General features: G+C 73.2%; 24 protein-coding genes and 1 pseudogene. 12 read left to right on the top strand and 13 right to left on the bottom strand.

Annotated features, from left to right (window positions below; translation table 11 throughout):
• Positions 1–124 precede the first annotated feature (124 nt).
• Positions 125–955, bottom strand: coding sequence for an SDR family NAD(P)-dependent oxidoreductase (locus AB0K21_RS25325; protein ID WP_364153720.1), 831 nt, complete (start codon positions 953–955; stop codon positions 125–127).
• Between the two features lie 74 nt (positions 956–1,029).
• On the opposite strand from AB0K21_RS25325, the gene AB0K21_RS25320 reads away from it, so the two are divergent.
• Entirely contained in the window at positions 1,030–1,437 is a 408-nt protein-coding gene (locus AB0K21_RS25320) for a helix-turn-helix domain-containing protein (protein WP_343961470.1), read from the top strand.
• Between the two features lie 184 nt (positions 1,438–1,621).
• Here the strand turns inward: AB0K21_RS25320 and AB0K21_RS25315 are convergent, their stop codons facing one another.
• The 3 genes from AB0K21_RS25315 to AB0K21_RS25305 all read right to left on the bottom strand — a co-directional run bounded on the left by AB0K21_RS25315 (position 1,622) and on the right by AB0K21_RS25305 (position 3,341).
• The gene (locus AB0K21_RS25315; protein ID WP_343961468.1) at positions 1,622–2,062 is read right to left on the bottom strand and encodes a carboxymuconolactone decarboxylase family protein; all 441 of its coding nucleotides are present in this window, start codon (positions 2,060–2,062) and stop codon (positions 1,622–1,624) included.
• Positions 2,063–2,151: 89 nt separating this feature from the next.
• Entirely contained in the window at positions 2,152–3,012 is an 861-nt protein-coding gene (gene sigJ, locus AB0K21_RS25310; protein WP_364153715.1) for an RNA polymerase sigma factor SigJ, read from the bottom strand.
• Positions 3,013–3,101: 89 nt separating this feature from the next.
• Complete coding sequence (locus tag AB0K21_RS25305; RefSeq protein ID WP_343961463.1) at positions 3,102–3,341, bottom strand: hypothetical protein; 240 nt, start codon at positions 3,339–3,341, stop codon at positions 3,102–3,104.
• Between the two features lie 140 nt (positions 3,342–3,481).
• Between AB0K21_RS25305 and AB0K21_RS25300 the strand changes: the two are divergent.
• The 6 genes and pseudogenes from AB0K21_RS25300 to AB0K21_RS25275 form a co-directional block, all read left to right on the top strand.
• Positions 3,482–3,583, top strand: a pseudogene (locus AB0K21_RS25300) (DNA-binding response regulator); the annotation flags it as partial.
• Between the two features lie 125 nt (positions 3,584–3,708).
• A complete protein-coding gene (locus AB0K21_RS25295; protein ID WP_364153711.1) occupies positions 3,709–5,277 on the top strand; it encodes an ABC transporter substrate-binding protein in 1,569 nt (522 codons plus the stop codon).
• Positions 5,274–6,464 (top strand): hypothetical protein, encoded by a 1,191-nt coding sequence (locus tag AB0K21_RS25290; protein ID WP_343961459.1) that lies wholly within the window; start codon positions 5,274–5,276, stop codon positions 6,462–6,464. Before AB0K21_RS25295 ends, AB0K21_RS25290 begins: the two co-directional genes overlap by 4 nt.
• Position 6,465: 1 nt before the next feature.
• Positions 6,466–7,398 (top strand): ABC transporter permease, encoded by a 933-nt coding sequence (locus tag AB0K21_RS25285; RefSeq protein WP_343961456.1) that lies wholly within the window; start codon positions 6,466–6,468, stop codon positions 7,396–7,398.
• Entirely contained in the window at positions 7,395–8,201 is an 807-nt protein-coding gene (locus tag AB0K21_RS25280; protein ID WP_343961454.1) for an ABC transporter permease, read from the top strand. Before AB0K21_RS25285 ends, AB0K21_RS25280 begins: the two co-directional genes overlap by 4 nt.
• Positions 8,198–9,748, top strand: a complete 1,551-nt coding sequence (locus AB0K21_RS25275; RefSeq protein ID WP_364153706.1) for an ABC transporter ATP-binding protein — start codon at positions 8,198–8,200, stop codon at positions 9,746–9,748. The genes AB0K21_RS25280 and AB0K21_RS25275 overlap by 4 nt, the downstream gene beginning before the upstream one ends.
• A 21-nt stretch (positions 9,749–9,769) precedes the next feature.
• Here the strand turns inward: AB0K21_RS25275 and AB0K21_RS25270 are convergent, their stop codons facing one another.
• Both AB0K21_RS25270 and AB0K21_RS25265 read right to left on the bottom strand, forming a co-directional pair.
• Complete coding sequence (locus AB0K21_RS25270) at positions 9,770–10,612, bottom strand: alpha/beta hydrolase (RefSeq protein ID WP_364153703.1); 843 nt, start codon at positions 10,610–10,612, stop codon at positions 9,770–9,772.
• Entirely contained in the window at positions 10,596–11,480 is an 885-nt protein-coding gene (locus AB0K21_RS25265; RefSeq protein WP_364153700.1) for an alpha/beta fold hydrolase, read from the bottom strand. Before AB0K21_RS25265 ends, AB0K21_RS25270 begins: the two co-directional genes overlap by 17 nt.
• A gap of 131 nt (positions 11,481–11,611) precedes the next feature.
• On the opposite strand from AB0K21_RS25265, the gene AB0K21_RS25260 reads away from it, so the two are divergent.
• From AB0K21_RS25260 to AB0K21_RS25245, 4 genes are read left to right on the top strand one after another with little or no spacing between them, the layout of a single operon-like run.
• On the top strand, positions 11,612–12,799 hold the full coding sequence (locus tag AB0K21_RS25260) for a CoA transferase (protein WP_364153697.1): 1,188 nt from the start codon (positions 11,612–11,614) through the stop codon (positions 12,797–12,799).
• On the top strand, positions 12,796–13,794 hold the full coding sequence (locus AB0K21_RS25255) for an NADPH:quinone oxidoreductase family protein (RefSeq protein ID WP_364153694.1): 999 nt from the start codon (positions 12,796–12,798) through the stop codon (positions 13,792–13,794). The genes AB0K21_RS25260 and AB0K21_RS25255 overlap by 4 nt, the downstream gene beginning before the upstream one ends.
• A complete protein-coding gene (locus AB0K21_RS25250) occupies positions 13,791–15,152 on the top strand; it encodes an MFS transporter (protein WP_343961440.1) in 1,362 nt (453 codons plus the stop codon). Before AB0K21_RS25255 ends, AB0K21_RS25250 begins: the two co-directional genes overlap by 4 nt.
• 44 nt (positions 15,153–15,196) lie before the next feature.
• Positions 15,197–16,033: an IclR family transcriptional regulator gene (locus AB0K21_RS25245; RefSeq protein WP_343961438.1), complete on the top strand. Its 837-nt coding sequence runs from the start codon at positions 15,197–15,199 to the stop codon at positions 16,031–16,033.
• Here AB0K21_RS25245 and AB0K21_RS25240 read toward each other — a convergent pair.
• From AB0K21_RS25240 to AB0K21_RS25210, 7 genes are all read right to left on the bottom strand, one after another.
• On the bottom strand, positions 16,005–17,024 hold the full coding sequence (locus AB0K21_RS25240; RefSeq protein ID WP_364153689.1) for an amidohydrolase family protein: 1,020 nt from the start codon (positions 17,022–17,024) through the stop codon (positions 16,005–16,007). The genes AB0K21_RS25245 and AB0K21_RS25240 overlap by 29 nt on opposite strands.
• Positions 17,021–18,481: an AMP-binding protein gene (locus AB0K21_RS25235; protein WP_343961433.1), complete on the bottom strand. Its 1,461-nt coding sequence runs from the start codon at positions 18,479–18,481 to the stop codon at positions 17,021–17,023. Before AB0K21_RS25235 ends, AB0K21_RS25240 begins: the two co-directional genes overlap by 4 nt.
• The gene (locus AB0K21_RS25230; protein ID WP_364153686.1) at positions 18,478–18,999 is read right to left on the bottom strand and encodes a hypothetical protein; all 522 of its coding nucleotides are present in this window, start codon (positions 18,997–18,999) and stop codon (positions 18,478–18,480) included. Before AB0K21_RS25230 ends, AB0K21_RS25235 begins: the two co-directional genes overlap by 4 nt.
• Before the next feature lie 21 nt (positions 19,000–19,020).
• Positions 19,021–20,622: an amidohydrolase gene (locus AB0K21_RS25225; RefSeq protein ID WP_343961428.1), complete on the bottom strand. Its 1,602-nt coding sequence runs from the start codon at positions 20,620–20,622 to the stop codon at positions 19,021–19,023.
• Entirely contained in the window at positions 20,595–21,011 is a 417-nt protein-coding gene (locus tag AB0K21_RS25220; protein ID WP_343961425.1) for a RidA family protein, read from the bottom strand. The genes AB0K21_RS25225 and AB0K21_RS25220 overlap by 28 nt, the downstream gene beginning before the upstream one ends.
• Positions 21,012–21,058: 47 nt before the next feature.
• On the bottom strand, positions 21,059–22,489 hold the full coding sequence (locus AB0K21_RS25215; RefSeq protein WP_343961423.1) for an aldehyde dehydrogenase: 1,431 nt from the start codon (positions 22,487–22,489) through the stop codon (positions 21,059–21,061).
• 92 nt (positions 22,490–22,581) lie between these two features.
• Positions 22,582–23,355, bottom strand: a complete 774-nt coding sequence (locus AB0K21_RS25210) for an enoyl-CoA hydratase/isomerase family protein (RefSeq protein WP_343961421.1) — start codon at positions 23,353–23,355, stop codon at positions 22,582–22,584.
• 130 nt (positions 23,356–23,485) lie between these two features.
• Here AB0K21_RS25210 and AB0K21_RS25205 point away from each other — a divergent pair, with 130 nt between their 5' ends.
• Positions 23,486–24,244 (top strand): SDR family NAD(P)-dependent oxidoreductase, encoded by a 759-nt coding sequence (locus AB0K21_RS25205; RefSeq protein ID WP_343961419.1) that lies wholly within the window; start codon positions 23,486–23,488, stop codon positions 24,242–24,244.
• The last annotated feature ends 104 nt before the right edge of the window (positions 24,245–24,348 follow it).

Raw genomic sequence — 24,348 nt, 5'->3', positions numbered from 1 at the left:
GCCCTGCTCCACCAACTGGTACGCCGCAAGGGCGAAGGGAGAACCTCGCTGAACGCGAACGTCGCCGCGAGGCTCGACCGCGTGCGAGCGGCGGACAGGCTGTCACGGGCATCTTCGTGCGGGTTCAGCGGCCGCGGAGCAGGCTCTCGGTGTAGGCGGCCAGGCGGGCGGCGGCGTCGGGGTCGAGGGTCTTCAGGGACTTCTCGACCGGCTTGCCCCGGTCGATCGCGCAAAGCGGGTCCGCCGGCGGTCGGTCGATCCACTGGACGATCGGCTGGACCGCGTCGGCCACCGAGCGGGCGAAGAATTTCGCGAGCAGTTTGAGCGATCCCCGGACCACTGGATTCGGGTGGCCGTCGACCCCGCTGCGGGTGAATCCAGGGTGGTAGAGAACGTAGCGCGCCTTACTCCCGGCCTGGCCGGCGAACATGACGCCCAGCAGGTCGTTCGCCCGGCCGGCTTGAAGCTGGGCACGCACCTGGCCGTAGCGGCGCGTCAGCTGGGGATCGTCCCAGTGGATCCGGCCCGCGGTGTTTCCGACACCGGCGACGTTGATGATCACTGGGTCGGAGCCAGCGTCGAGTAGCGGGCGCAATCGGTGACTGAGCAGATAGCGGCTCAGGTAGTACAGGGCGAAGGTGGACTCCAAGCCATCCGCGGTCTCCTTGCGCTTCGGGTTCACCCGGTTGGCGAACAGCGCCAGCGCATCGACGGTGTCGTGTTCCTCGCCGATGCGAGCGATCACCCGCTCGACCTCGGCGATCGAGGACAGGTCCGCCCGCAGGAACCGCAGGTTCGGATGCCCGGCCTGGTCGAGCAGAGTACGTCCCTTGGCCTCGCTGCTGCCGATCACGGTGACGTGGTCACCCCTCGAAAGCCGTTCCAGGGCGGTCGCGCGGCCCATACCGTCGGTACCACCACTGATGATCACGGTCTTCGACGGTTGGCTCGGCACGGTGTCCTCCATAGGCTCGACATCAACTGGTCCATCGTGAGTCGTCCCGCCGCAGACTGAAAGAAGGCAGTTTCATGTCCGGTACGAACACCGGTGTTCCCTCGGTACTCGCCCACGAGCTGCCTCGCCCGGTGCCGGCCGACGAGCTCGCCGCGTGCCCGGTCGGTGATGTGTTCCGGCGCATGGGCGACAAGTGGAGCATGCTGCTGGTGGTCCTGCTCGGGAGGCGCCCATACCGGTACAACGAGTTGCACCGTGCCATTGAGGGCATCAGCCAGCGCATGCTGACCCGCACGCTGCGCAGCCTGGAAACCGACGGGCTGGTGCGGCGCGAGGTGCACCAGACCGTGCCGCCCAGCGTCGAGTACAGCCTGACCCCGCTGGGGCGCACCCTGCTCCAACCGCTGTCGGCACTGGCGGACTGGGCGGTGCTCCACGAGGCGGAGATCAACGAGGTCCGATCCCGCCATGTCGGTACATAGGATCTGTCCGAGCTCACGTACGAGGTCAGAGCCGCCGTCGCGGCCAGACTCCTGAACGGCGGCACGACGCCCCGGACCGGCACGGCGCCCCCGCCGGGGCCCGGGGCGTCGTGCCGGTCCGGCCGACGCTCCGACCTGTCCGAACGAGACGACCCAGGTCACCCGGGAGTCCCGGCGCGCCCCGTCAGCCTCGCTTCGGAGGGAGCGTGTGCATGGGCGCCGCGATGCGGTTCCACAGGTTGATCTGCGCCACCTGGGCGACCAGGTACCCGGCCTGCTCAGGCTTGAAGGCGGCGGCCACCGCGTCCCAGACCTCGTCCGACACGCCGTCGGGCCGCTCCGTGGCGGCCTCGGCGTACGCCAGCGCGGCCCGCTCGGCGTCGGTGTACAGCTCCGACTCCCGCCAGGCGGACAGCTGGTAGATCCGATCCTGCGTCTCACCGAGCCGCAGCGCCTCATGGATGTGCATGTCGATGCAGAAGAGGCAGCCGTTGAGCTGCGAGCCACGGATCTTGACGAGCTCACGGACCACGGCGTCCAGCGGCCCCTTCGAGATCACCTGCTCCGTGTGCAGGAACGCCTTGTAAATCTCGGGCGCCACCTCGGCGATGTTCAAGCGTGACATCGTGCTCCCACCTTTCCCGGTCTCTCTTTCGGTTCTCACCAGGGAGACGAGACGGCACCCGCCGATGTGACGGCCTTTGCCAGAAAAAATCAGCGCGCCGGGCCGACATGCGAAAGCTTGTCCGGGTTGACCACCCGCCGTATCTCCAGGATCCGGCCGTCGGCCGCGATGTCGAAGGTATCGACCAGGACGATCCGCCTATCTCGGTACGCCACCAGCGCGAGCTCCCCACCCACCTCGCGGGGAACGAGCGGGAAGAGCCCCCACCGCCCGGCCACCCGGGACAGCACCATGGCGATCCGCTCACCGCCGGAAATGACCTTGCGCGCGGCGGAGACCTTGCCGCCGCCGTCGGTGACGTACACCGCGTCGGGATGCAGGAGTTCGACCAGCCCCTTCAGGTCGCTCGTCTCGTACGCGGCGCGGAACGCCGCGAGCACCCGCTCGCGCTCCGGGCGACTCGCGCGTGGCTGCCGCCGCGTCGCGGCCACCCGGCGCCGCGCCCGCGAGGCGAGCTGGCGGCCGGCGGCGGGAGTGACGCCGAGTACGGAGGCGATGCGGTCGAAAGGCACCTCGAAGACGTCGTGCAGCACGAACGCGACTCGCTCGGGCGGCGTGAGCCGGTCCATGACGAGAAGCATCGCCATGCTCACCGACTCGTCGACGAGCACCGGCTCGGCGGCGTCCGGGCCGGTCAGCAACGGCTCGGGCAGCCACGGACCGACGTACGTCTCACGCCGCACCCGTGCCGACCGGAGGATGTCGTAGGACCTGCGGGCGGCGACCGTCACCAGCCAGGCCCGCAGATCCTCGACCCCGGACAGGTCGGCGCCGGCCGCGCGCAGCCAGACGTCCTGCGCCACGTCCTCGGCGTCGCCGACACTGCCGAGCAGCCGATAAGCCGCCCCGAAAACCGCCGGCCGGTGCTCGGCCCACTCCTCCTCGGTCACACGCGGACGCTACAAGCAGCGTGGCGCGGCACGGACACCGACCCGCGTATCCGTTTCTCCCAGGCCCCGAGACGGTCACCCGAAGTGGTTCACCTGCGGCCTCGTCGGGTGAGCGCGTTGCCGGCCGCGCCTATCGCAAGACCGAGGACGATCATCAAGGCGTAGCTGTAGATCTCGTAGCCTTCGGGAGCGAGGAACCGGAGGAAGCCCATGAAATGGATCCAGCCGAACCACTCGTGCAGCAGGCCGCTCGCGCCACCGGCGACCAGGATGAAGCAGAGCAGACCCGACAGGCCGGCCAGGGGGGATTTCGAGTCGGTGGAGGTCATGGCTCCACGGTAGGCAGATGACGCCCGGCGCGTAATCGGGCTTAGGACGGTCACGCGGCGACCAAAGTCGGCCGTCTGCGGTCGATGGATGTACTTAAGTATCCGGCCGCACGGATTCCTGCTCGCGGGTGAGGTCCGGCGCTCCGGAGGTACCGGTCCTGACCACCTTCCACACCGACGCACACCTGTTGCGGGCGCTGCGCGTAGGCGCGGCCGGGTTCCTCCTCAAGGGCACCCCGCCGTAGGACATCGTCTGGTGGCAGGGGGTGGGGCGCCCGGGTTCCACTGAGCGGAAACCCCGGCCCGCTTTCCACAGAGTGAGAACGGGGCCTCGGGATTTCGGGGGCAGGCTCGCAGAGTGGTGGCCGTGCATCGATTGACCTCTGTACTCGCGTGCTGCGCCGTACTGCTCGCGGCCTGCGGAACCGCGGACGCCGAGCGGCCCGCCGGGGACGCCCTCACCGTCGGGCTCGCCGCGCCGGTGAGCTGCCTCGACCCGCACCAGACCCCGCAGACTTCCAACCTTCAGGTGTCGCGCCAGCTCGTGGACTCGCTCACCGACCAGGACCCGCGCACCGGAGAGATCGTGCCGTGGCTCGCGACGTCATGGAAGGTCGACAAGCAGGCCAAGCGGTTCACCTTCACCCTGCGCGACGGTGCGACGTTCAGCGACGGCGTGCCGCTGGACGCCGCCGCGGTCGTCGCCAACCTCGACGACATCTCCAGGCTCGGCGCGCGGTCCCCGCTCGGCTCGGGCTACCTCGCCGGGTACGCGGGAGCCTCCGCGCCCGACGCGAAGACCGTCGAGGTGCGGTTCGGCGCCCCGAGCGCGCAGTTCCTCCAGGCCACCTCGACAGTGACGCTCGGCATGCTCTCCCCGGGCACGCTCGGGAAGACCCCTGAGCAGCGCTGCGCGGGCGCACTCGCCGGCTCCGGGCCGTTCGTTCTCGGCCAGGTCGCGCTCAACGAGGAGGTACGGCTCTCCGCGCGCACCGGATACGCCTGGGCGAGCGAGCTGGCCGCCCACCAGGGCGTCCCGCGCGTACGCGCGCTGACCTTCGCCATCGTCACCGACCCGAGCGTCAGGCACGGCAGCCTCCTCTCCGGGCAGCTGGACGCCGACCTGCAGGTGCTCCAGCAGGACCAGCGGTCCTTCGGCGAGCGGGGTCCCCGGCTGCTCTCCGCCACCCGGCCCGGCATCGTGTTCACGCTGCTGCCCAACGAGTCGCGGCCCGCGCTGCGCGACCCCGCGGTACGGCGTGCCATCGGCTCCGCCCTCGACCGGTCGCGGTTCGCGCCGCTGCTCGCGGCGGGGGAACGCCCGGCGACCGACGTGCTCGCCACCACCACGCCCGGCTACGCCGACCGCTCCGCCGACCTGGCATTCGCGCCCGACGAGGCGGCCCGGCTGCTCGACGAGGCCGGTTGGCGGCGCGGTCCGGACGGCGTGCGCGTCATGGGATCGCAACGGTTGTCGTTCGACCTGGTCTACTCGGCCAACGAACCCTACGGCTCGGTGTACCAGCTCATGGCCCAGCAGCTCGCCGAGGTCGGGATCGAGTTACGGCCGACACCGCTCGACGACGCCACCAACAGCGCGCGGCAGGGCTCGGGCGACTACGACTTCGTCTCCTGGGCGGTGACCAGGGGCGATCCCGCGGTCCTCGCCAGCGTGTACCCGGTGGAGAGCGCGAACCCGCTGCGGCGCACTCAGCCGGACAAAGTGGACAGCACGATCGCCCGAATCGCCACGGTGCTCGATCCCGCCGAGCGCGCCGGCGCCGTGGAGACCGCGGCGAAGGCGATCCTTTCCGGCGGCCACGGCATCCCGCTCTTCGAGCAGGCGTCGTCGGTGGGGCTCGCGGAGCGGGTGACAGGGGTCCGCCTCGACGCGTCGGGGCGGCCGATCTTCCAGGACGCGGAGGTACGCGCATGACATGGAACGACTTCGCCGGAGGCCGCGCGGTGGATCCCGTGACCTTCGTCGCCGCCGCGAGCACGCTGCTGGAGTCGGCGGTCGCCGCCGCGGGCGGCGGCGAGGCCACCAGGGCCGACTTCATCGCCGGGCTCCAGGCCGGCCTGAGCACGTCCGGCCCTTACGCGACGCTGCGGCTGGACGCCGGACTCGCCGACCAGGGCGTCAGAGGCGAGCTGCGTGAGAACGCCATCGCGGTGTCCGAGGTGGTCCTGGACCTGGTGAGGACCGTGCCCGGCACGGGAGCGCCCGGTCCGTCGGACATCCACAGCAGTTGCGTGGGGTACGCCTGGATTCCACCGGTGGTCGAACGGCTCATCGCCGGTCCCGGCCTGCACGCCGCGCGCAACCTCTACAACGAGTGGCTGTGGCAGCTCGTGCTGCTGCGGGACGCCCTCATCCCGTTCACCGACCCGTCGCGGGTGCGGGTGCTCGCCGACACCGACGGTCTGACCAGGCTCCAGGACGCCCGCGACTGGTTCGCCGTCCAGGTGATGACCCGGCGGATCGCCCACGCGGCGATCGTACGGTTCGCCGCCGAGGCCGTGACGGGCGGGTACGCCGAGGGGGCCTACGGGTTCCAGCACGGGGGCGCGGTGGTCCTGCCGCCGGTGGCCCTCGACGGCGAACTGCTCGGCCCGGCGTACCTGCTGAGCCGGCACGAGGGGACGCTGGTCGCCGAGGACACCGCGTACTTCGTCCAGGGGCTTCAGGACGGGAAGTCCGCGGGCACGCTGTCCGCCCCGGCGCGCGTGATCGGCGACGTCGAGGTGGTCAGCCTGACCGACCGGCTGGTGCCCGGCCCGCCCGGTCCTGGTGCGACCCGTACGCTCAGCCTGGTGGTGGGCTTCGATGGCCACGAGTGGACGGCCGACCTCGGGCGCGCGCTGCGCGGTCACCGCTACGCCGCCCGCCCGGCCGCCTCGGAAGACTCGCCGGCCACGGCCACGGCGATCGACGCCTGGTCGGGGTGCGCGGTGCTCCGGCAGGACGGGGAGGTGGCGGTGCCCGAGGGCGGCGTCATCCCGACCGGGGGGCAGCGCGCGCTGACCCTCGCGCTGCTCGGCAGGCTCCGGCCGGGCAACGTGGTGCTCTACACCGGCCAGGAGATCGGCGGGCAGCGGATCCTCCTGGACATCCGGAGCTGAGATGACCCGGTTCGTGGCGCGGCGCCTCACGCAGGCGGCGGCCGTGGTGCTGGCGGCCTACACGCTCACCTTCGCGGCCTTCGACATGCTGCCCGCCGATCCCGTGCGGATCATGATGGGGCCGGAGAACGGGGTGGACGAGGCTCGGGTGGCCGCGCTGCGGGCCGAGTACGGCTTGGACCGCCCGGCGGTCGAGCGCTATCTCGACGGGTTGCTCGACACCTTGCGCGGCGACCTTGGCACGTCGTTCCAGACCGGGCGGGACGTCGGCGCGACGATCGCCGAGGCGGCGCCGCGCACCCTCGCGCTGGCGGGCGGCGCGCTGCTGGTGGCGCTCCCGCTCGGTTTCCTGATCGCCTGGTCTGCCGCGTACACCCGGCACATGTGGCTGCGCCGCCTGCTCGGCGCACTGCCCGGCCTGTCGCTGTCCGTCCCGACCTTCTGGCTCGGGCTGGTGCTGTTGCAGGCGTTCTCGTTCGGGCTGCCGCTGTTCCCCGCCAGGGCCGAGGACGGGCTCGCCGGTCTGGTGCTGCCGACTGTGACGCTGGCGGTGCCGTCGTCGGCTTTCATGGCGCAGGTTCTTCTCGAACGGCTGACCGTGGAGATGCGGCAGCCGTACGTCGACACCGCGCGAGCCAAGGGCGCGTCGCGGGCGCGAGCGGTGACGGCGCACGCGCTGCGCAACGCCGCCATGCCCGCGCTGACGATGATCGCGCTGTTGGCCGGCTGGCTGGTGTCCGGGTCGGTCGTGGTGGAGACGGTCTTCGCGCGCAACGGGCTCGGCCGGCTGATCGAGTCGGCGGTCACGACCCGGGACCTGCCCATGCTGCAGGGCCTGGTCGTGGTGGCCACGGCGGTCGTCACGCTGCTCACGCTCGCGGTGGACATGGCGCATCCGCTGGTGGACCCCCGGCTGCGGGAGCGTGCCGCATGACGTTCGCGAGGCGGCTCGGCGTCGTGCCGTCGGCCCTCGTGCTGCTGGCGGCCATGGCCGCCGCGTTCGCGCCCGCCCTGTTCTCCGCCGCCGACCCGCTGCGCGGTGATCTCACGGAACGGCTGCTGCCCCCGGGAGCCGCGCATCTGTTCGGTACGGACGAGCTGGGCAGGGACGTGTTCGCAAGAGTCGTGCACGGATCCGCCCCCTCGCTGCAGGCCGCCGTCATCGCGGTGGGCATCGCCGTCCTGGCCGGCTCGGCGATCGGGTTGGTGGCGGGAACCGCGCGGGGGCGGTTGGACGACCTGGTCATGCGCGGGGTTGAGGTGCTGCTCGCCGTGCCGTCGTTCCTGCTGATCCTCGTGGTCGTGGCGGTGCTCGGGCCGGGGACGCGCGAGGTGGCCGTCGCGGTCGGCGTGTCGGCCGCGGCGGTGTTCTCCCGGATCATGCGCGCCGAGGTCATCAGGGTCCGCGGGTCCGGGTACGTCGAGGCCGCCGCGGTGTGCGGGACCGGGCGTCCCACCGTGCTGCTGACCCACGTCCTGCCCAACGCCGCGGGGCCGCTCGCCGCGCTGGCGACGCTCGAACTGGGCAACGCCGTCCTCACCGTCGCCGCCGTGAGCTTCCTCGGCTTCGGGGCCCCGCCGCCGGCGCCCGAGTGGGGCTCGCTGATCGCCGCGGGGCGCCCGTTCCTCGCCTCGGCGTGGTGGCTGACGACCGTGCCCGGTCTTGTCATCGTCGCCGTGGTGCTCGCGGTCAACCACCTTGGACACGTGCTGCGCACGCGATCGGAGAGACGATGACACCCCTGCTGGCCGTACGCGGCCTGACCGTCCGCTACGGGCCGTCCGGGCGCGGCCGGCCGGCCGTGGACCGCGCCGATCTGACGGTGAAGGCCGGGCAGATCGTGGCGGTGGTCGGCGAGTCGGGGTCGGGCAAGTCCACGCTCGCGCACGCGCTGGCCGGCCTGCTGCCGGACACGGCCAGAGTGACCGGCGGCGGGGTCACCTTCGGCGGCGAGCGGGTGGACGGCCTGCGGGAGCGGGCATGGCGGCGGCTGCGCGGACGGCGGATCGCGTTCGTGCCCCAGGACCCGGGGACCGCGCTCAACCCGCTGATGACCGTGCGCGCCCAGCTCGCCGAAGCCCTGCGGCTGACCGGGATCCCTCGGCCCGGCGAGGCCGCCTTTGAGGACGCGCTCGACCGCGTGGGCATCCCCGACCCGGCGGCGGTGCTCGACCGCCACCCGCACCAGCTCTCCGGCGGCTTCCGGCAGCGGGTGCTGCTGGGCATGGCGCTCGCCGGACGGCCCGCGCTACTGATCGCCGACGAGCCGACCTCCGCGCTCGACACCACTGTGCAGAAGACCGTGCTCGATCTCGTTCAGCAGGTCGCGGCCAGGGACGGCACCAGCATTCTCCTGATCACCCACGACCTCGGCGTCGCCGCGGACCGCGCGGACCGCGTGGCTGTCATGAGCGAGGGCCGCGTCGTGGAGGAAGGCCCGGCGGAGCGGGTGCTCGGCAGCCCCGAGGCCGCCTACACCCGGCTGCTGCTCGACTCGGTCCCCCGGCCGCTGACCGGGCCCGCGCCGACCGTGGGAGACCCGCTGCTCGCGGTCCGCGACCTGCGCAAGGTGTACCCGGGCGGCACGGTCGCGGTCGAGGGCGCCTCGTTCACGCTGGACCGGGCGGGCACGCTCGGGCTGGTCGGCGCGTCCGGGTCGGGCAAGTCGACCATCGCCCGCATGATCACCGGGCTCGTCGAGCCGACGGGCGGGAGCGTACTGCTGGACGGCGCGCCCGTCAGGGCCGGACGGGTGCAGTTCGTCGCGCAGAACCCGTACGCGTCGCTCGACCCGCTGATGAGCGTGGGCCGGATCATCGCGGAACCACTGCGTGCGCTGCGCGCGGGCACCCGGGCGGAGCGCCGGGAACGGGTGCGACGCCTGCTGGAGGATGTCGCCCTGCCCCCCGAGGTCGCTCGGCGGCGGCCATCGGCGCTCTCCGGCGGGCAGCGCCAGCGTGTCGCCATCGCCCGCGCGCTGGCGCCGTCGCCCGACCTGATCGTGCTCGACGAGCCGGTGTCCGCCCTGGACGCGGTGACACAGGCCCAGATCCTCGCGCTGCTGCGCCGGCTCCAGGACAGGCACGGGATGGCCTATCTGCTCATCTCGCACGACCTCGCCGTGGTGGCCGCCGCCGCGGGACGGCTCGCGGTGATGCGGGACGGCAGGATCATCGAGTCCGGCCCGACCGCCGGTGTGCTCGCCGCCCCCGAGGCGCCGTTCACCCGCGAGCTGCTGGCCGCCGTCCCGGGTGGGCCGCCGGTGGGCCGCACCTCGGCGTGATCGGCGTGATCGGCATGGTCGTCACCGTCGTGCCGGGGCGTGGTGGATGATGTCCGCCACCTCGGCCGGGGCGCCGGCGAAGACGGCGTGCCCCGCGTCGAGGGTCGCCTGGGCGAACGCGGTCGCGGGGGCCAGCTCGTCGGCGTGCCGGATCATCACGTCCTGGAGCGCGACGGGCAGCGCGCGGTCACGGGTGGTGCGGATGTAGGTCCGGGGCACGGTCCCCCAGCGCTCGGCCGTGGCCCCGGTCGGGGTGGTGAGGAACGCCATCGGCTGATCAGGGGTGAGGGAGGCGGCCATGGCCAGGAAGCCGGGGCGGTCGAGGTCGCTGAAGTAGGCCGCGTGCAGTTCGTCCTGGTAGGCGGGGTCGGTGTTGCGCGGGTCGATCCGCACCGCGCCGATGGCCGCCGGATCGCCCAGGTAGAGCCCGCCGCCGAGCGCGGTCTGCGCCTCCGGCAGGGCCAGGTACGCGCCCGCGGGACCCAGCGAGGTGGGGACGAACGCGGTGACGTACACCAGCCCGGCCACCAGCTCGGGGGCCAGTTCGGCGACCCGGGTGGCCACCGTCCCGCCCATGCTGTGCGCGACCACGACCGGCGGGGCGGCGAACGGGCGCAGCGTGGCCACCACGTCCGCCGCCACGTCGTCGAGGCTCAGGCCCGCGAGCGGGGACACCTCCGTGCGCAGCGCGGCGACGTCCCCGGTGAGATAGCTCGCCGGGAAGCGGGCCCGGGTGCCGTGGCCCACCAGGTCGAGCGCCAGGACGCGGTGGCCCCTGGCGGTCAGCGCCCCGGCGAGAGCCACCAGGTGCCCGGCCCCGTGCCAGGCCCCGTGGATCAGCACCACGTCACTCGTGCCGGTCACGCGACTCGACCTCCTGCCACGCCTCCGCCAGCAGCCGCGCCAGCTCGGCGGGGCGCTCCTCGGGCACGTAGTGTCCGCACTCTTCCACCCAGCGCGCCGACACGTCCGCCACGGCCTCCTGGACCGTGTCCAGCCAGCCGAGCCCCACGCCGTGCCGCGCGCCCACCACCAGCGCGGGCATCCGCAGCGGCCCGGCGGCGCACAGCTCCCGGTTGTCGGCGATATCAATCGGCAGCGCCCGATAGTAGGCCATTATGGCGCGCACCGCTCCGGGGGCGGCCAAAGCACGCGCGTAGACGTCCATGGCCGCGTCGTCGATCGCCCCGGTCACGTACAGGCCCACCGTGTCGCGGCGGAACATGAACCCCAGATAGCCGCGCTCGCGACCGGCGATCAGGAACTCCGGCAGGTCGGGCACCATGTTGAAGCCGAAGTGCCAGGACCCGCCGGTCAGCGGGTTCGCCGCCGCGAGGCTCTCGCCGAGCCCGGGGATGCCTGCCTCGACGAACGTCAGGCTGCGCACCGACTCCGGATACAGCGCGGCGAGCGGGTAGGCGACCTGGCCGCCGACGTCGTGGCCGACGAGGTGGTAACGGGTCAGCCCGAGGGCGGCCATGAGCCGGGCCAGAGTGCTCGCCACCGTGCGCTTGTCGTACCCGCCATCCGGCCGCGAACTGGCCCCGAAGCCGGGCAGGTCGGGGGCCACGACGGTGTACCGGTCGGCGAGTAGCGGCACCACCTCGCGCCACGCGTGGGCGGTCTGCGGCCACCCGTGAAGGAGCAGCACCGCGGGTCCTTGCCCCGCGACCACGCAGTTGATCACGTAGCCCGGGAGCCGGACGCGTATCGGGGACGACCCTCTTGTCATGGCGGCCATGGTGCCGGACCGAGGCCCGCCCGGCGTGGCCGCGTTTCCGCCCAGCGGGAACGCGGCGTTGGGGGCTGGGACCGCGTGTTCCTACGGTCGTACCGCCGGTGTCACCGCTGCTGGGAGGCTAAATGATCGACTCGATGAGAGTGCTGAGTTTTTCGCACTTCGTACAGGGGCCCGCGGCCTCGCAGTACCTGGCCGACCTCGGCGCCGACGTCGTCAAGGTCGAGCCGCCCGGCGGGTCGTGGGAGCGCAGGATCGGCAGCGCGGGGATCCGGGTCGCCGGGCGCAGCGTGACGTTCCTGTCGGTCAACCGGAACAAGCGCTCGATCGCCGTCGACCTCAAGCACCCCGACGCCCGCACCGTGCTCCGCCCGCTCATCGAGCAGGCCGACGTGCTGCTGGAGAACTATCGGGGCGGCGCTCTGGAGAAGCTCGGCCTCGGGTACGAGGCGGTGCGCGCGATCAAGCCGGATATCGTCTACGCCTCGGCCAGCGGCTGGGGCTCTCGCGGCCCGATGGCCGGGCGGCCGGGGGTGGACCTGCTCGTGCAGGCACGCACCGGGCTGCTGGACGTCACCGGCGACCGCCCCACCGCGGCCGGCACGCCAGTCGTGGACCAGCACGGCGCGGCGCTGCTCGCGATGGGCGTGCTGGCCGCCTACGCGCGCAGACTGACCACCGGCGAGGGCACGCGGGTCGAGTCGAGCCTGCTCGGCGCGGGGCTCGACCTGCAGGCGGAATCGCTCGCGCTGTACTACTCCGGCCGCAGGACCGAGGCGGACGTCCGCCGCCCCGCCGAGCTGGCATGCTGGTCGATCGACGCCCCCTACGGCGTGTACCGGCTGCTGGACGCGTCGATGGTGATCGCGCTGAACGGGTCGGAGGACGGCCTCGGCGACGCGCTCGGCTCCCCCGCGCTGGCCGGCTACGACCAGGGGGCCAGGCGAGCCAAGCGGGAGGAGTACACCGCGGCGGTGGCAGGTGTGCTCGCCGGGATGACCTACGCGGAGGTCGCCTCCCTGCTGGAGCCGCGCGGGTTCTGGTTCGAGCGGGTGGCCACCTACGACGACGTGCGTGACGACCCCCAGGTGGCCGCGGAAGAACTGCTCGCGGAATTCCCGGTGGGCGAGGAGCGGGCGACCGTGCTGCGGCACCCGGTCCGCTACGACGGCGAGTTGCCCGGCCTGCGCACGGCGCCCCCCGAACTCGGCGCGGACACCGTGGAGGTGCTGCGCGCGGCCGGGTTCTCCCCGGACGAGGTGGACGGCTTCCTGTCCGCGGGTGTGGTGTCCGCCCCCGGAGGCGGGGAGTGATCGGGCGCGCGCTGGTCTGCGCCCGGCTCGGCGGGCCCGAGGATCTTGAGCTGGCCGACGTGGCGACGCCGAGCCCGGGGCCGGGCGAGGTGGTGGTCGCGGTCAGCCACGTGGGGCTGAACTTCCACGACACACTGATCATCGCGGGCACACACGTGGTAAGACCTGAGCCGCCGTTCTCCCCCGGCAGCGAGTACGCGGGCACGGTGCTGGCCGTCGGCGAGGGGGTCACGTCCGTACGGATCGGCGACCGCGTGGCGGGCAACGAGGAGTACGGGTGCGCCCGCGACGCCGTACTGGTCAGGGCGGACCGGGTCACCAAAGTGCCCGGTGACGTCACCGACCGGCAGGCCGCGGCGATCCTGGTGGCCTACTCGACCGCCTACCACGCGCTCGTCCAGCGGGCCGGGCTGCGCGCGGGCGAGACGCTCGCCGTGCTCGGCGCCGCGGGCGGGGTCGGCTCCGCCGCCGTGGACGTGGGAGATCTGCTCGGCGCCCGAGTGATCGCGGGCGCCTCCACGCCGGAGCGGGCGGAGTCGGCCCGCCGACACGGCGCGCACGAGACCTTCTCCTACGGCGACGCCGGCGACGCCAAGGCCGCGATCAAGGAGCTGACCGGCGGAGCGGGCGCGGACGTGGTGTTCGACCCGGTGGGCGGCGCGGTGGCGGAGGCGGCGGTGCGCGCCGCCGCGTGGGGCGGCCGGTATCTCATGGTCGGGTTCGCCTCCGGCGGCATCCCGCGCGTCGGGCTGAACATCCCACTGGTCAAGGGCTCCTCGGTGGTCGGGGTGTTCTGGGGCGAGTTCGTCCGGCGGGACCGGGCGGCCCAGGAGCGGAACCTGCGCCAGATCTTCGACTGGGCCGCGGCCGGCCGGCTGCGCCACCACGTGCACGACGTGCTCCCGCTCGACCAGGGGCCGCGTGCCCTGCGCGAGCTGGCCGACGGCCGGGTCCGGGGCAAGCTGCTGCTGCGGGCGGGCGGTCCGACGGGATGACGACCGCCGTCCGTCCGGACCGCAGGGCGAGGATGGCGCTGGCGTCGCTGCTCGCGGGCACCCTGCTCGCTCCGCTCAACTCCTCGATGGTCGCGGTGGCGCTCACGCCCATCCAGCGCGACCTCGCCCAGCCGCTGGCCACGACGACGTGGGTCGTCACCGTCTTCTACCTGACCGCGTGCGTCTGCCAGCCGGTGCTCGGCCGGGTGGCGGACCGCGTCGGCCCGCGCAGACTGTTCGCGGCCGGGATGGCGGTGGCGGCGGTCGCCTCCGCGGTGGCGGCCACGGCCACGTCGCTGCCGCTGCTCGTGCTGTGCCGGTGCGTGCAGGCCGCCGGCGTCTCGACCGCGTTCCCGTGCGCGATGGTCGTCATCCGGCGGCACGGCGACGCGACGCGGCTGTCCGCCGTCGCGACGGTCAACACGACCGCGGGGGCGGTCGGCCCGGTGCTCGGCGGGCTGCTGACCTCCTGGGCCGGGTGGCAGGCCATCTTCTGGGTCAACCTGCCGGTCATGCTGGGGGCGCTGGTGCTCGCGTGGCGCGCGATCGGTCCCGAGGAGCGACAGGCCGCACACGGGGGCCTGGTCCGTGCGATCGATCCGGTGGGGGTCGTCCTGTTCACGGTGGCGGTGGTCGGCCTGCTGGATCTGATGCTCGCCCTCCCGAGGGTCTCGGTTCCCGGCCTGGCCGCCATGGTCGTCGCCGGGACCGGGTTCCTGTGGTGGGAACGGCGTGCCGCCGAGCCGTTCGTGGACGTCCGCGCGCTCGGCTCGGCCCGCGGGCTGGTGCCGGTGCTCGGCACGTTCGTGCTGTTCAACCTGGCCTACTACGGCGCGTTCTACGGGCTGCCGCCGTGGTTGCAGACCGCACTCGGGTTCGACGCGGCGCACACCGGGCTGCTGATCATGCCGATCGCGGCCACGAGCGTCGTGGCGACCGTACTCGGCGGTCCCATCATGCGCCGGCTCGGCGTCGGGCGGACCCTGCTGGCCGGCGGCGGGCTGCTGCTGGCCGGGGTCGCCGCGATCACCACGTTCGATACCGCGACGCCCGCATGGGCCATCGTGCTCGACGGCGTGGTGCTCGGCGTGCCGTACGGGCTGTGCAACCTCGGCCTGCAGAGGCTGATGTACGAGCGCGCGCCCGCCGGTATGTCCGGTGTGGTCGGCGGCCTGTTCCAGTCGGCCCGCTACGTCGGCGCGATCCTCGCGGTCGGGCTGGTCGGCGCGTTCGCTCCCGGCGACCCCGCCGTGCCCACCGAACCGCGCGCGCTCGCGGTGGCGATGGCCGTGGTCGCGGCGGCCGTAATCGTCATACTCGCTCATGACCTGCGACGCCCGGAAAGGTACCATCGGTGAACCGGATGGATGAGTTTTCGACAGCCGAAACCACGATTATCCCCATGACCGCGCTGCGAGACGCCCGCAAGACCGGCCGGACGGTGTCCAGCCGGGTCTTCGCCCTGCTCGACGCATTCTCCCAGGAACGGCCCGCCCTCCGCCTCGTGGAGCTGACCGCCGTCACCGGGCTGCCGGTCTCGACCGTGCACCGCATCGCAGCCGAACTGGTCGAGCTGGGGGCGTTGAAGAAGGGGCGCGACGGGACCTACCGGATCGGGCTGCGCATGTGGGAGCTGGGCTCGCTGTGCCCGCAGCCGCGCACGCTGCGGGACGTGTCGCTGCCGTTCATCCATGACCTCTACGAGGCCACGGCGGAGAACGTCCACCTGGCGGTGCTCGACGGCGACGAGGTCCTCTACGTCGAGCGCGTGTGGGGACCCCGCTCGGTCGGCGTGGCCAGCCGCGTCGGCGGGCGCCAACCGCTGCACGTCACGGGGGTCGGCAAGGTGCTGCTGGCCTACGCGCCGCACGAGCTGCGACAGGCCGTGCTCGCGGCCGGGCTGAAGCGCTACACGCCGCACACGATCGTCATGCCCGGCCTGCTGATGCGGGCGCTGCAGGAAATCCGCGAGACCGGCATCGCCCGGTGCGCCGAGGAGCTGGCGCTGGGCACGGCCTCCGTGGCGGCCCCCATCCACGGGCCCGACGGCCGGGTCGTGGCCGCGCTCTCCGTCGTCTCGCACACCGTCACCCACGCGCGGTCGCTGGCAGCGGTGGAGCCCGCGCTACGGCTGGCGGCGAAGTCGATCTCCCGCGAGCTGGCCAAGGGCTACACGGGCGGGCCGGAGGTCGGCGGCCCGCCCGGCACCGTCACGCCGATCCGGTCAGCAGCGCGGTAGCCGTCCCCGCCCGGACGGTCGCCGCGTCCCTGGGCGCGAGCCTGAGCGCCGCGACCGTGCCGAGCGGGTCGGTGTCGGCGAGTTCGAAGGGGTAGTCCGTGCCGACGAGCACGTGGTCCACGCCGAAGTCCTCGACGAGCCGCCGCAACAGCGGGGGGGAGAAGGTGGCGGTGTCGTAGTAGAGGCGGCGTAGATAGTCGCTCGGCGGGCGCGGCGTGGTGCGGGCGACCGGCTTGCGCGACCAGCCGAGGTCCAACCTGCCGAGCAGGGACGGTAGGCACCCGCCACCGTGCGCGAGGCACAGCCGCAGGTCGTGCCGCTCCAGGACACCGCCGAGCACGAGCCGCGAGACGGCGAGCGCGGTCTCCATCGGGTAGCCCGCCAGCTGGGGCAGCCAGTAGTCAGCGAGCCGCGGGCCGCCGGGGACGCTGTTGGGGTGCAGGAAGACGAACGCCCGGCGCTCCGCGAGGAACTCCCACAGCGGCTCGTGCACGGGATCGTCCAGCTCCCTGCCGAGGCCACGGGTGCCGATGGCGATGCCCGCGCACCCCAGCTCGTCCAGGCAGCGGCGGGCCTCGTCCGGCGCGGCAGGTGTGCCGAGCGGTACGTACCCGAGCGGGTCGAGCACCCCGCGATGCCCGGTGAGGAGGTCGGCGAGCGCGTCGTTGCCGCGGCGGACCACAGCCAGGACGTCCCGCTCTTCGGCGGCGTCGGCGCACGTCACGAACGGCGGCACCGACACGAGCTGGCGGGTGACACCCGTGCGACGCAGGTCTTCCAGCCGCACGGCGACGTCGTACTGGGCGGCCGGCAGCGGTATCGGCGCGCCCTTCGGTATCCCGGACACCCGCGGGTCGATCCTGACCACGCCGGCGGCGAGGTCGGACAGATCGGCCAGGCCGCGGCCGGACAGCCAGGTCAGCAAGGGCGTCGGCAGCGCATGGCTGTGCACGTCGATCACCGGACCGGGCATCGGCGTGATGTCGCTCATCCGGCCACCTCGGCGAGCCGGGCGCGGTCGAGCCGGCCCATGACGTCGCGGAGCAGCCGCTCGGCCGGGACGACGGCGTCGATCGTGACGGGGGCGTCGCGCAGCGCGTCGCGCACGGCCTTCTCCACCGTTTCCCTCGGCAGCGTGTCCAGCGGCGCGACGCCCTCGACGAGAACGGCGACGCTCGCGGGGCCGGTCGGGACGACCGCCACCGGATGCCCGGTGTGCCGCGACACGACGGCCTCCAGGTCGCTCGGGCACACGTAGGCGTCTCCGATCCGCAGCACGTCCTGGACGCGGTTCACATAGTGCAGGCAGCCGTCGGCGTCACGCCGGCAGACGTCTCCGGTGCGCAGCCACCCGTCCTCGACCGGCGTGCCCGCGGGGAAGGCGTAGGCGTGCGCGGTGGTCGGGCCACGCACCCACAGCTCCCCCGCCTGCCCCGCCGGTAGGTCACGGCCGCCGGGACCGCATACACGGACCTCGGTCCCGGGAAACGGCACGCCGAGCGAGGAGCGGAATCGCGGGTCCAGGTGGTCGGCCGGCCGGGTCCACGCGATCGTCTTGGGCACCTCGACCTGGCCGAACACCCCGCACAGCACCTCGCCGAACAGCGCGTGCGCACGGTCGATCTCCTCACCGGTGAACGAGGCCCCGCTGTAGACCACCAGTGCCAGGGACGACCAGTCGTACCCGGCGGCACCCGGGTGGGCCAGCAGGGCGCGAAGCGCGGGCGGCATCGCCATCAGCACGGTCGGGCGGTGCGCCGCAGCGGCCTCCAGCAGCGCGTCGGGGCCGGGACGCTCCGGAATGACGAACGTCCCGCCCAGCATCAGCGTCGGCAGCACCATGTTGCCGAAGCCGCCGGACACCGACTCCGGGCACAGCACGCGCGGCCGTTCCGGCCACGGAAGAGTGTCGCGCAGCGCGGTCGCCACCGCGCCCAGCGCGCCGCCGGACAGCTCGACGCCCTTGACCGGCCCGGTGGTGCCGGAGGTGAACGCCAGCCGTACCACCGCGCTCGCGGGCACGACCGCACGTACGGCCGGCTCCCGCACGGCGGTCAGGTCACGATCGGTCAGCACGCGAACCTCCGGACGGGCCCGCAGCCACGCGTCCAGATCCGGGTCGCCCGGCTCGGCGAGCACGGCGTCCGGCGCGACGAGGTCAAGCCGCTCGGCCAGCGCCGCGCCGCGCAGGGCCCCCGGCGGCAGGGCAGCGGAGCGGTGACCCGCCACGTAGCAGGCCGCGTTCACCAGCCACTGCAGCGGGTCGTTGGGCCGGATCTGCAGCACCGTGTCGCCCGGCCGCAGGCCGGCCCCGGCCAGCGCGTCCGCCACGCCCAGCACCAGCCGCTCCGCCTCGCGGTAGGTCACCTCGGCGCTTCCGTGCCGGAACGCGACGTGGCCGGATCGCGCGCGCAACGCGTCGAGCACCAGCCCGCCGATCGCCGTCACAGCCGCTCATCCGGCATGACCGTGCCGCAGGACTTGCAGGTCCTCGCGGCGACGTCGCCGTAGAACCGCTGGTAGGCGCCCGCCACCGGGTCGGTGCGGTAGTCGCTCACGTGGACGGCCTCCTCGTGCAGGAACTCATCGCAGGCGGGACAGAACCAGCGGAAACGGTCCAGCTCGCCCGGCCGCCGCAGCCGTTCGATGACCAGTACGAACGCGTCCGGCGCGAACCTGGGCGAGTGAGCGATGCCGGTCGGCGTGAAAATGGTCCCGCCCTCGGGGATCACCGCGATGTCCGAGCCGCCCTCCGGCCTGCGGTAGTGCAGGTCCATGGAGCCCCGCACCATGAACATCACCTCGTCGCTCGGGTTGAGGTGGAACTCGCTTCGGTATTCGCGGCCACGGGCGAGGAAGGCGAGCGACTCGCTCTCCTGCCACAACACCTTGACCCGCCGACCGCTCTCCCGCAGTTCACCGGCCGCCTTCCGCAACTCGACGATGGGCATCTGGCTGGGGTGCATTGCTACCTCCTGGTGTGTTGCTCAGCCGAGCAGGCCGGTGTCGTGCACGATCTGGCCGCCGACGACGGTCATCAGGACCTCGGTCGCGCGCAGTTCGTCGTCGGACGCGGTGAGCGGGTCGGCGCCGAGCACGGCCAGGTCGGCGAGCGCACCCGCGGTGAGCCGGCCCTTCACCTCCTGCTCACCGGTGTGCGCGGCACCGGACGTGGTGTAGAGGCGCAGGGCCTCCGCCCGGGTGACCGCCTGCGCGCCCCCCACGACCTCGCTCGCCGCATCGCGCCTGGTCGTCATGGCGTAGATGTTCTGGAACGGGTCGAGCGCGTTGATCGGATAGTCGGTGCCGGCCGCGACGCCGTCGAGCCCGAGACCGTCCACGAGGTCGCGCAGCGGCACGGCGGCCTCGGTGCGGGCATCGCCGAGGTGGCCGGCGATGGCCGCCCGATTGCGCCACAGGAACGGGATCTGCGCGGCCACCTGGACGCCCAGCGCGCGGGCGCGGGCGATCTGGTCACGCTGGATCAGGCTGGCGTGAATGAGCACGTCCGGCAGGAGGCCCCGGTGCCGGGTGGCCTCATAGACATCGAGCGCGAGGTCGATCGCGGCGTCGCCCACCACGTGCGTGCCGACCGGCCAGCCCGCGCGGTGCGCCGCGCCTACCAGCTCGGCCAGCCGGTCCCGGCCGGCGAACAGCTCGCCGTGGTAGCCGGGACGGGTGAGGTACGGCTCGCGCGTGGCCGCGGTGCCGAGCGTCATGCCACCGTCCACCTGGAGCTTTATACCCCGGGTGAGGTAGTGCTGACCGATGGGCGCGGGCGGGCCGGAGGCCAGCAGCGCCTCCCAGTCCGCGAGCGGGACGGACGGGTTGAGCTCGCCGGTCGGCATGACCATCGCGGCCACGCGGAGCGTGGAGCATCCGTCCCTGGCCAGCTCGCGCACCGTCTCGACGTCTGCCGGTCGCAGCGCGCCCGCCACGACGGAGGTGATCCCACGCCGGTTGAGCGCCCGCATGGCGGCGGTGAGCTGGGCAGCCCGCTCCTCGCGGGTCCAATCCGGGACCACCCGCGCGACGGTGTGCATGGCGCCCTCGACCAGCCTGCCGTCGTGCCCGCCTGGGTCGATGCCGGACCGTTCCAGCGCGGCGGTGCTGGCCGTCGCGGCGTGGCCCTCCGGCAGGTACACCGGGCGCCCGCCCGCCGCGCGGTCCAGCTCACGCCGGTCGGGCCCGCGGCCCTCGACGAGCTGGAGCGCGGGGTTCCACGGCTGCCCCTGCACCCACGCGCCGGGCTCGCGGGTGGCGGCCAGCGCGGCGATCCGGTCCAGTGCGGCGTCGAGCGTGCGGACGCCCGCGAACGACACGGTGTGCCCGTCCATGCCCGCGTTCTCGAAGTGGCAGTGCGAGTCGACCAGGCCGGGGATCACGGTCCGGCCCGCCAGGTGTACCACCCTGGTGGACGGGCCGGCCAGGCGTGCGACGTCGGCGGCCGGGCCGACCGCGGACACCCGGCCACCGGTGATCGCAACCGCCTCGGCGACCGTGCCGCGCGTATCCAGCGTGTGCACCCGGCCGCCGAGCAGGACCAGGTCGGTCACCAGGGTCATGGCCGGTTCACGGCGGCGACGCACTCGACCTCCACCTGGACGCCGGTGCGGTGCGGGGTCGCGATGACCGTGGTCCGCGCGGGGAAGTGTGGATTGCCCTCGAAGAACTCGCGGTAGACGGCGTTGAACACCGGGAAGTTCGCCACGTCGCGCACGAAACAGGTGCACTTGAGGATGGTCTCCCGGCTGCCGCCCGCCGCCTCGACGACCGCGACCAGGTTGGCGAGCGTCTGCTTGGCCTGCTCGGCGAAGTCGTCGGAGACGATGGTGCGGGTCTCCGGGTCCAGCGGCCCGGTGCCCGAGCAGTAGATGGTGTCGCCGTGCACGATCGCCTGGGACAGCGGCGCGGCCGTACCCGTGGAAAAGCCCACGGTGGGTGCGTTGCGGGTGCTGACGGGTCGGATGTCGGTCATGACCTGCTCCTTGAGTCGGACGTGCGGTCGCGGTGCGGCGACCGCCGTCACGAGATCTCCATGATGACGGCCTTGGGTTCGGTGAAGAACTCCCGGCTGTACGTTCCGCCCTCGCGGCCGACGCCGGAGTTCTTCGCGCCGCCGAAGGGCGCGCGGAGGTCCCTGACGAAGAAGCAGTTCACCCAGACGGTGCCGACCCGCAGCGCGCGTGCGACGCGGTGGGCGCGGGAGAGGTCCTGGGTGAACAGCATGGCGTTCAGTCCGTAGGGCGTGTCGTTGGCCGCCGCCACCGCGTCCGCCTCGTCGTCGAACGGAAGCACGACCACGACCGGCCCGAAGATCTCCTCCTGGGTGACCCGGTCGCGCTGCCCCGCGCCGACCACCACGGTCGGCCGTACGGACCACCCCTCGCCCACGCCGCCCGTGTGCAGCCGCGCGCCGGCCGCGGTCGCGAGGTCGAGGTAACCGGCCACCTTCGTGAAGTGCTCCCACGAGGACAGCGGGCCGATCTGCGTCGCCGGGTCCTTCGGGTCGCCGAGCACGAGCGCGTCGGCCGCGGCGGTGAACCTGGCCAGGAACTCCTCGTACACCTCGCGCTGCACGTACAGCCGGCTCCCGGCCAGGCACACCTGCCCGCTGTTGCTGTAGATCGCCTGGATGGACCAGCTGACCGCCTGGTCGAGATCCGCGTCGGCGAAGACGATGTTCGCGCCCTTGCCGCCCATTTCCAGGCTCACCGGGGTGAGGTTGGCCGCCGCGGCCCTGGAGATCAGCCGGCCGGTGGCCGACTCGCCGGTGAAGGTGATCCGGTCGACCAGCGGCGACTCGGTCAGCGCCTGGCCCACCGAGTTCGGCCCGAACCCGTGGACGACGTTGAACACGCCGGGCGGCAGGCCCGCCTCGATCGCCAGCCGGGCCAGGATGGTGGCCGAGGCCGGCGACTGCTCTGCGGGCTTGAGCACGACCGTGTTGCCCCATGCCAGCGCGGGCGCGACCTTCCAGCTCGCCATCATGAGCGGAAAGTTCCACGGTGCGATGGCGGCCGCGACACCCACGGGGTCGTACTGGGTGTAGGCGTGGTGCCCGGCCGGCATGGGAAACGTCTCGGCGGGGGTGAGCTGCGCGTGATCGGCGAAGAACCGGAAGTTCCGCGCCGCGCGGGGGACGTCGTGGCCCGTGGTCTGGGTGATCGGCTTGCCCATGTCCGTGGTGTCGGCCGCCGCCAGCTCGTCGATGTGCTTCTCCAGCAGGTCGGCGAGGCGGTGCAGGATCGCGCCGCGCTCGGCGAAGCCCATCCGTGGCCATGGCCCCTCGTCGAAAGCCGACCGCGCGGCCAGTACGGCGCGCCCCGCGTCATCGGCCGAGCCGAGTGCCACCGTGGCCCACGGCTCCCGAGTCCACGGGTCCACGGACTCGAACGTCGTCCCATCGGCCGAGGCAACCTCCTCGCCCGCGATGACATGCCCGAACGATTCCACCCCTGGTCCTCCTCTTTCTCGGTGTGCCGTACACTCTCCGCGTGCCATCGGCGCACGCTCAACGAACGGTTTCCATCCGCCGGGAAACGCGGTCAGCGGCCACGCACCGCGCGCGACCACTCCGCCCACCGCCGCCCGAACTCGGGCGAGCGCGTCGCCCGAATCTGCTCGGCGATCTCCCGGTCCACCGCCTGGGCGAACCCGCCACCGGCCGCCGCGGCGATCAGGCGCTTGGTCGCCCTCGCCGCTTCGGGGGGTGCTGCCGCGAGCTGCTCGGCGCGGCCGAGCGCGTGCGCGAGCGGGTCGGCCACGACGACGTCGAGCAGGCCGATCCGCACGGCCTCCTCAGCCGCGACCTTGCGCCCGGACAGCGCCAGCTCCGTCGCCCGCGCCGCGCCGACCGCCCGCGCGAGCAGCCACGACACGCCGAAATCGGGGACCAGCGCCATCTTGATGAATGGGCTGGCGAACACCGCGCCGGGCGATCCGATCCGCAGGTCGCACGCGAGGGCGAGGGCCATCCCCGCGCCGACGGCCGCGCCGTCCACGGCGGCGACGGTCGGCGCGTGGAACTCCAGCAGCAGTTCGGCGATGGAGAACTCGCGGGTCATGCGCTCCCGCGCCTCCTGCGGCGTCTCGTTTCCCAGGTCGCCGATCGCGTCCAGATCGCCGCCCGCGCAGAACGCGCCGCCGCGCCCGGTCACCACCAGTGCCCGTACGGTGGCGTCACCGTCCAGCTCGCGCAGCACCGCGGGCAGCCCGTCGAGCAGGGTGCGGTCCAACGCGTTACGGCGGTGCGGCCGGTCCAGTTCCAGCAGCGCGATTCCTTCGGAGGGGAACGTCACCCGCAGTCCACGTACATCCATGGCCCAAGCTGACCGGACGCGGGCTCCGGCCGCCAGGACCCGTTCTCATTGAGCGGAATGCCGCAGGTGGCCGGGCACTGTGCCAACGCGCATGATCGGTGCGCATGGACATCGGGTTTCTGGAGGCTTCATGAACGGGCAGTTGCGCGGCAAGACGGCGATCGTCACCGGGGCTGCGTCGGGCATTGGACGCGCGACCGCCGCGCTGTTCGCCGCCCGCGGCGCTGCGGTACTCGCTGTGGACCTCAATGAGGAGGGCCTGCTGGGGCTGCGGGACGAGGCGGCGGGCGGCGAGGTGGCCGTGCTGGCCGCGGACCTCACCGCGGCGGGCGCGGCGGAGCTGGTCTTCGATCACTGCGCCGAGACCGTCGGCGCGCCGAACGTGCTCGCCAACATCGCGGGCAAGGCCGGGGACCGCCCGGCGGCCGACACCACGGACGAGGACTTCGAGTTCTTCCTGCGCACCAACCTCGGCACGACGTTCGCGCTCAGCCGCCGCGCGGTGATCGCATTCGGCGACGCGGGCGGGGCGATCGTCAACACGTCCTCGGCGTTCGCGCTGACCGGGGTCGCGGGGTCCGCGCCGTACTCGGCGGCCAAGGGCGCGGTCTCCAGCCTCACCCGCCAGATGGCGGCCGACTACGGCCGGCGCGGCATCCGGGTCAACGCGGTGGCGCCGGGCCTGATCGAGACCCCGGCCACCCGCGCGAAGATCGCCGCGGGCGCCTTCGACGACCTGGTGACCCGGTCGCGCCCGCTGCCCAGGGTCGGGGAGCCGATCGACGTCGCGCGGGTCGTCGCGTTCCTGGCGTCCGACGAGGCGGCCTTCGTCACCGGCCTCACCATCCCGGTGGACGGCGGCTGGAGCAGCACGCACTTCCGCGACTGACGACGACGCGAGGCGGGGGGGGGGGCGCGGGGGCCCCCCCCCCCCCCCCGGGGGGGGGGGGGGCGCCCCGCCCCCCCCCCCCCGCGCGGCCACCCCCCGCCCCC

It is taken from the genome of Streptosporangium sp. NPDC049248, assembly GCF_040678965.1.
Classification (GTDB): Bacteria; Actinomycetota; Actinomycetes; order Streptosporangiales; family Streptosporangiaceae; genus Streptosporangium; species Streptosporangium fukuiense.
This window is presented reverse-complemented; position numbering and strand designations above follow the sequence as displayed.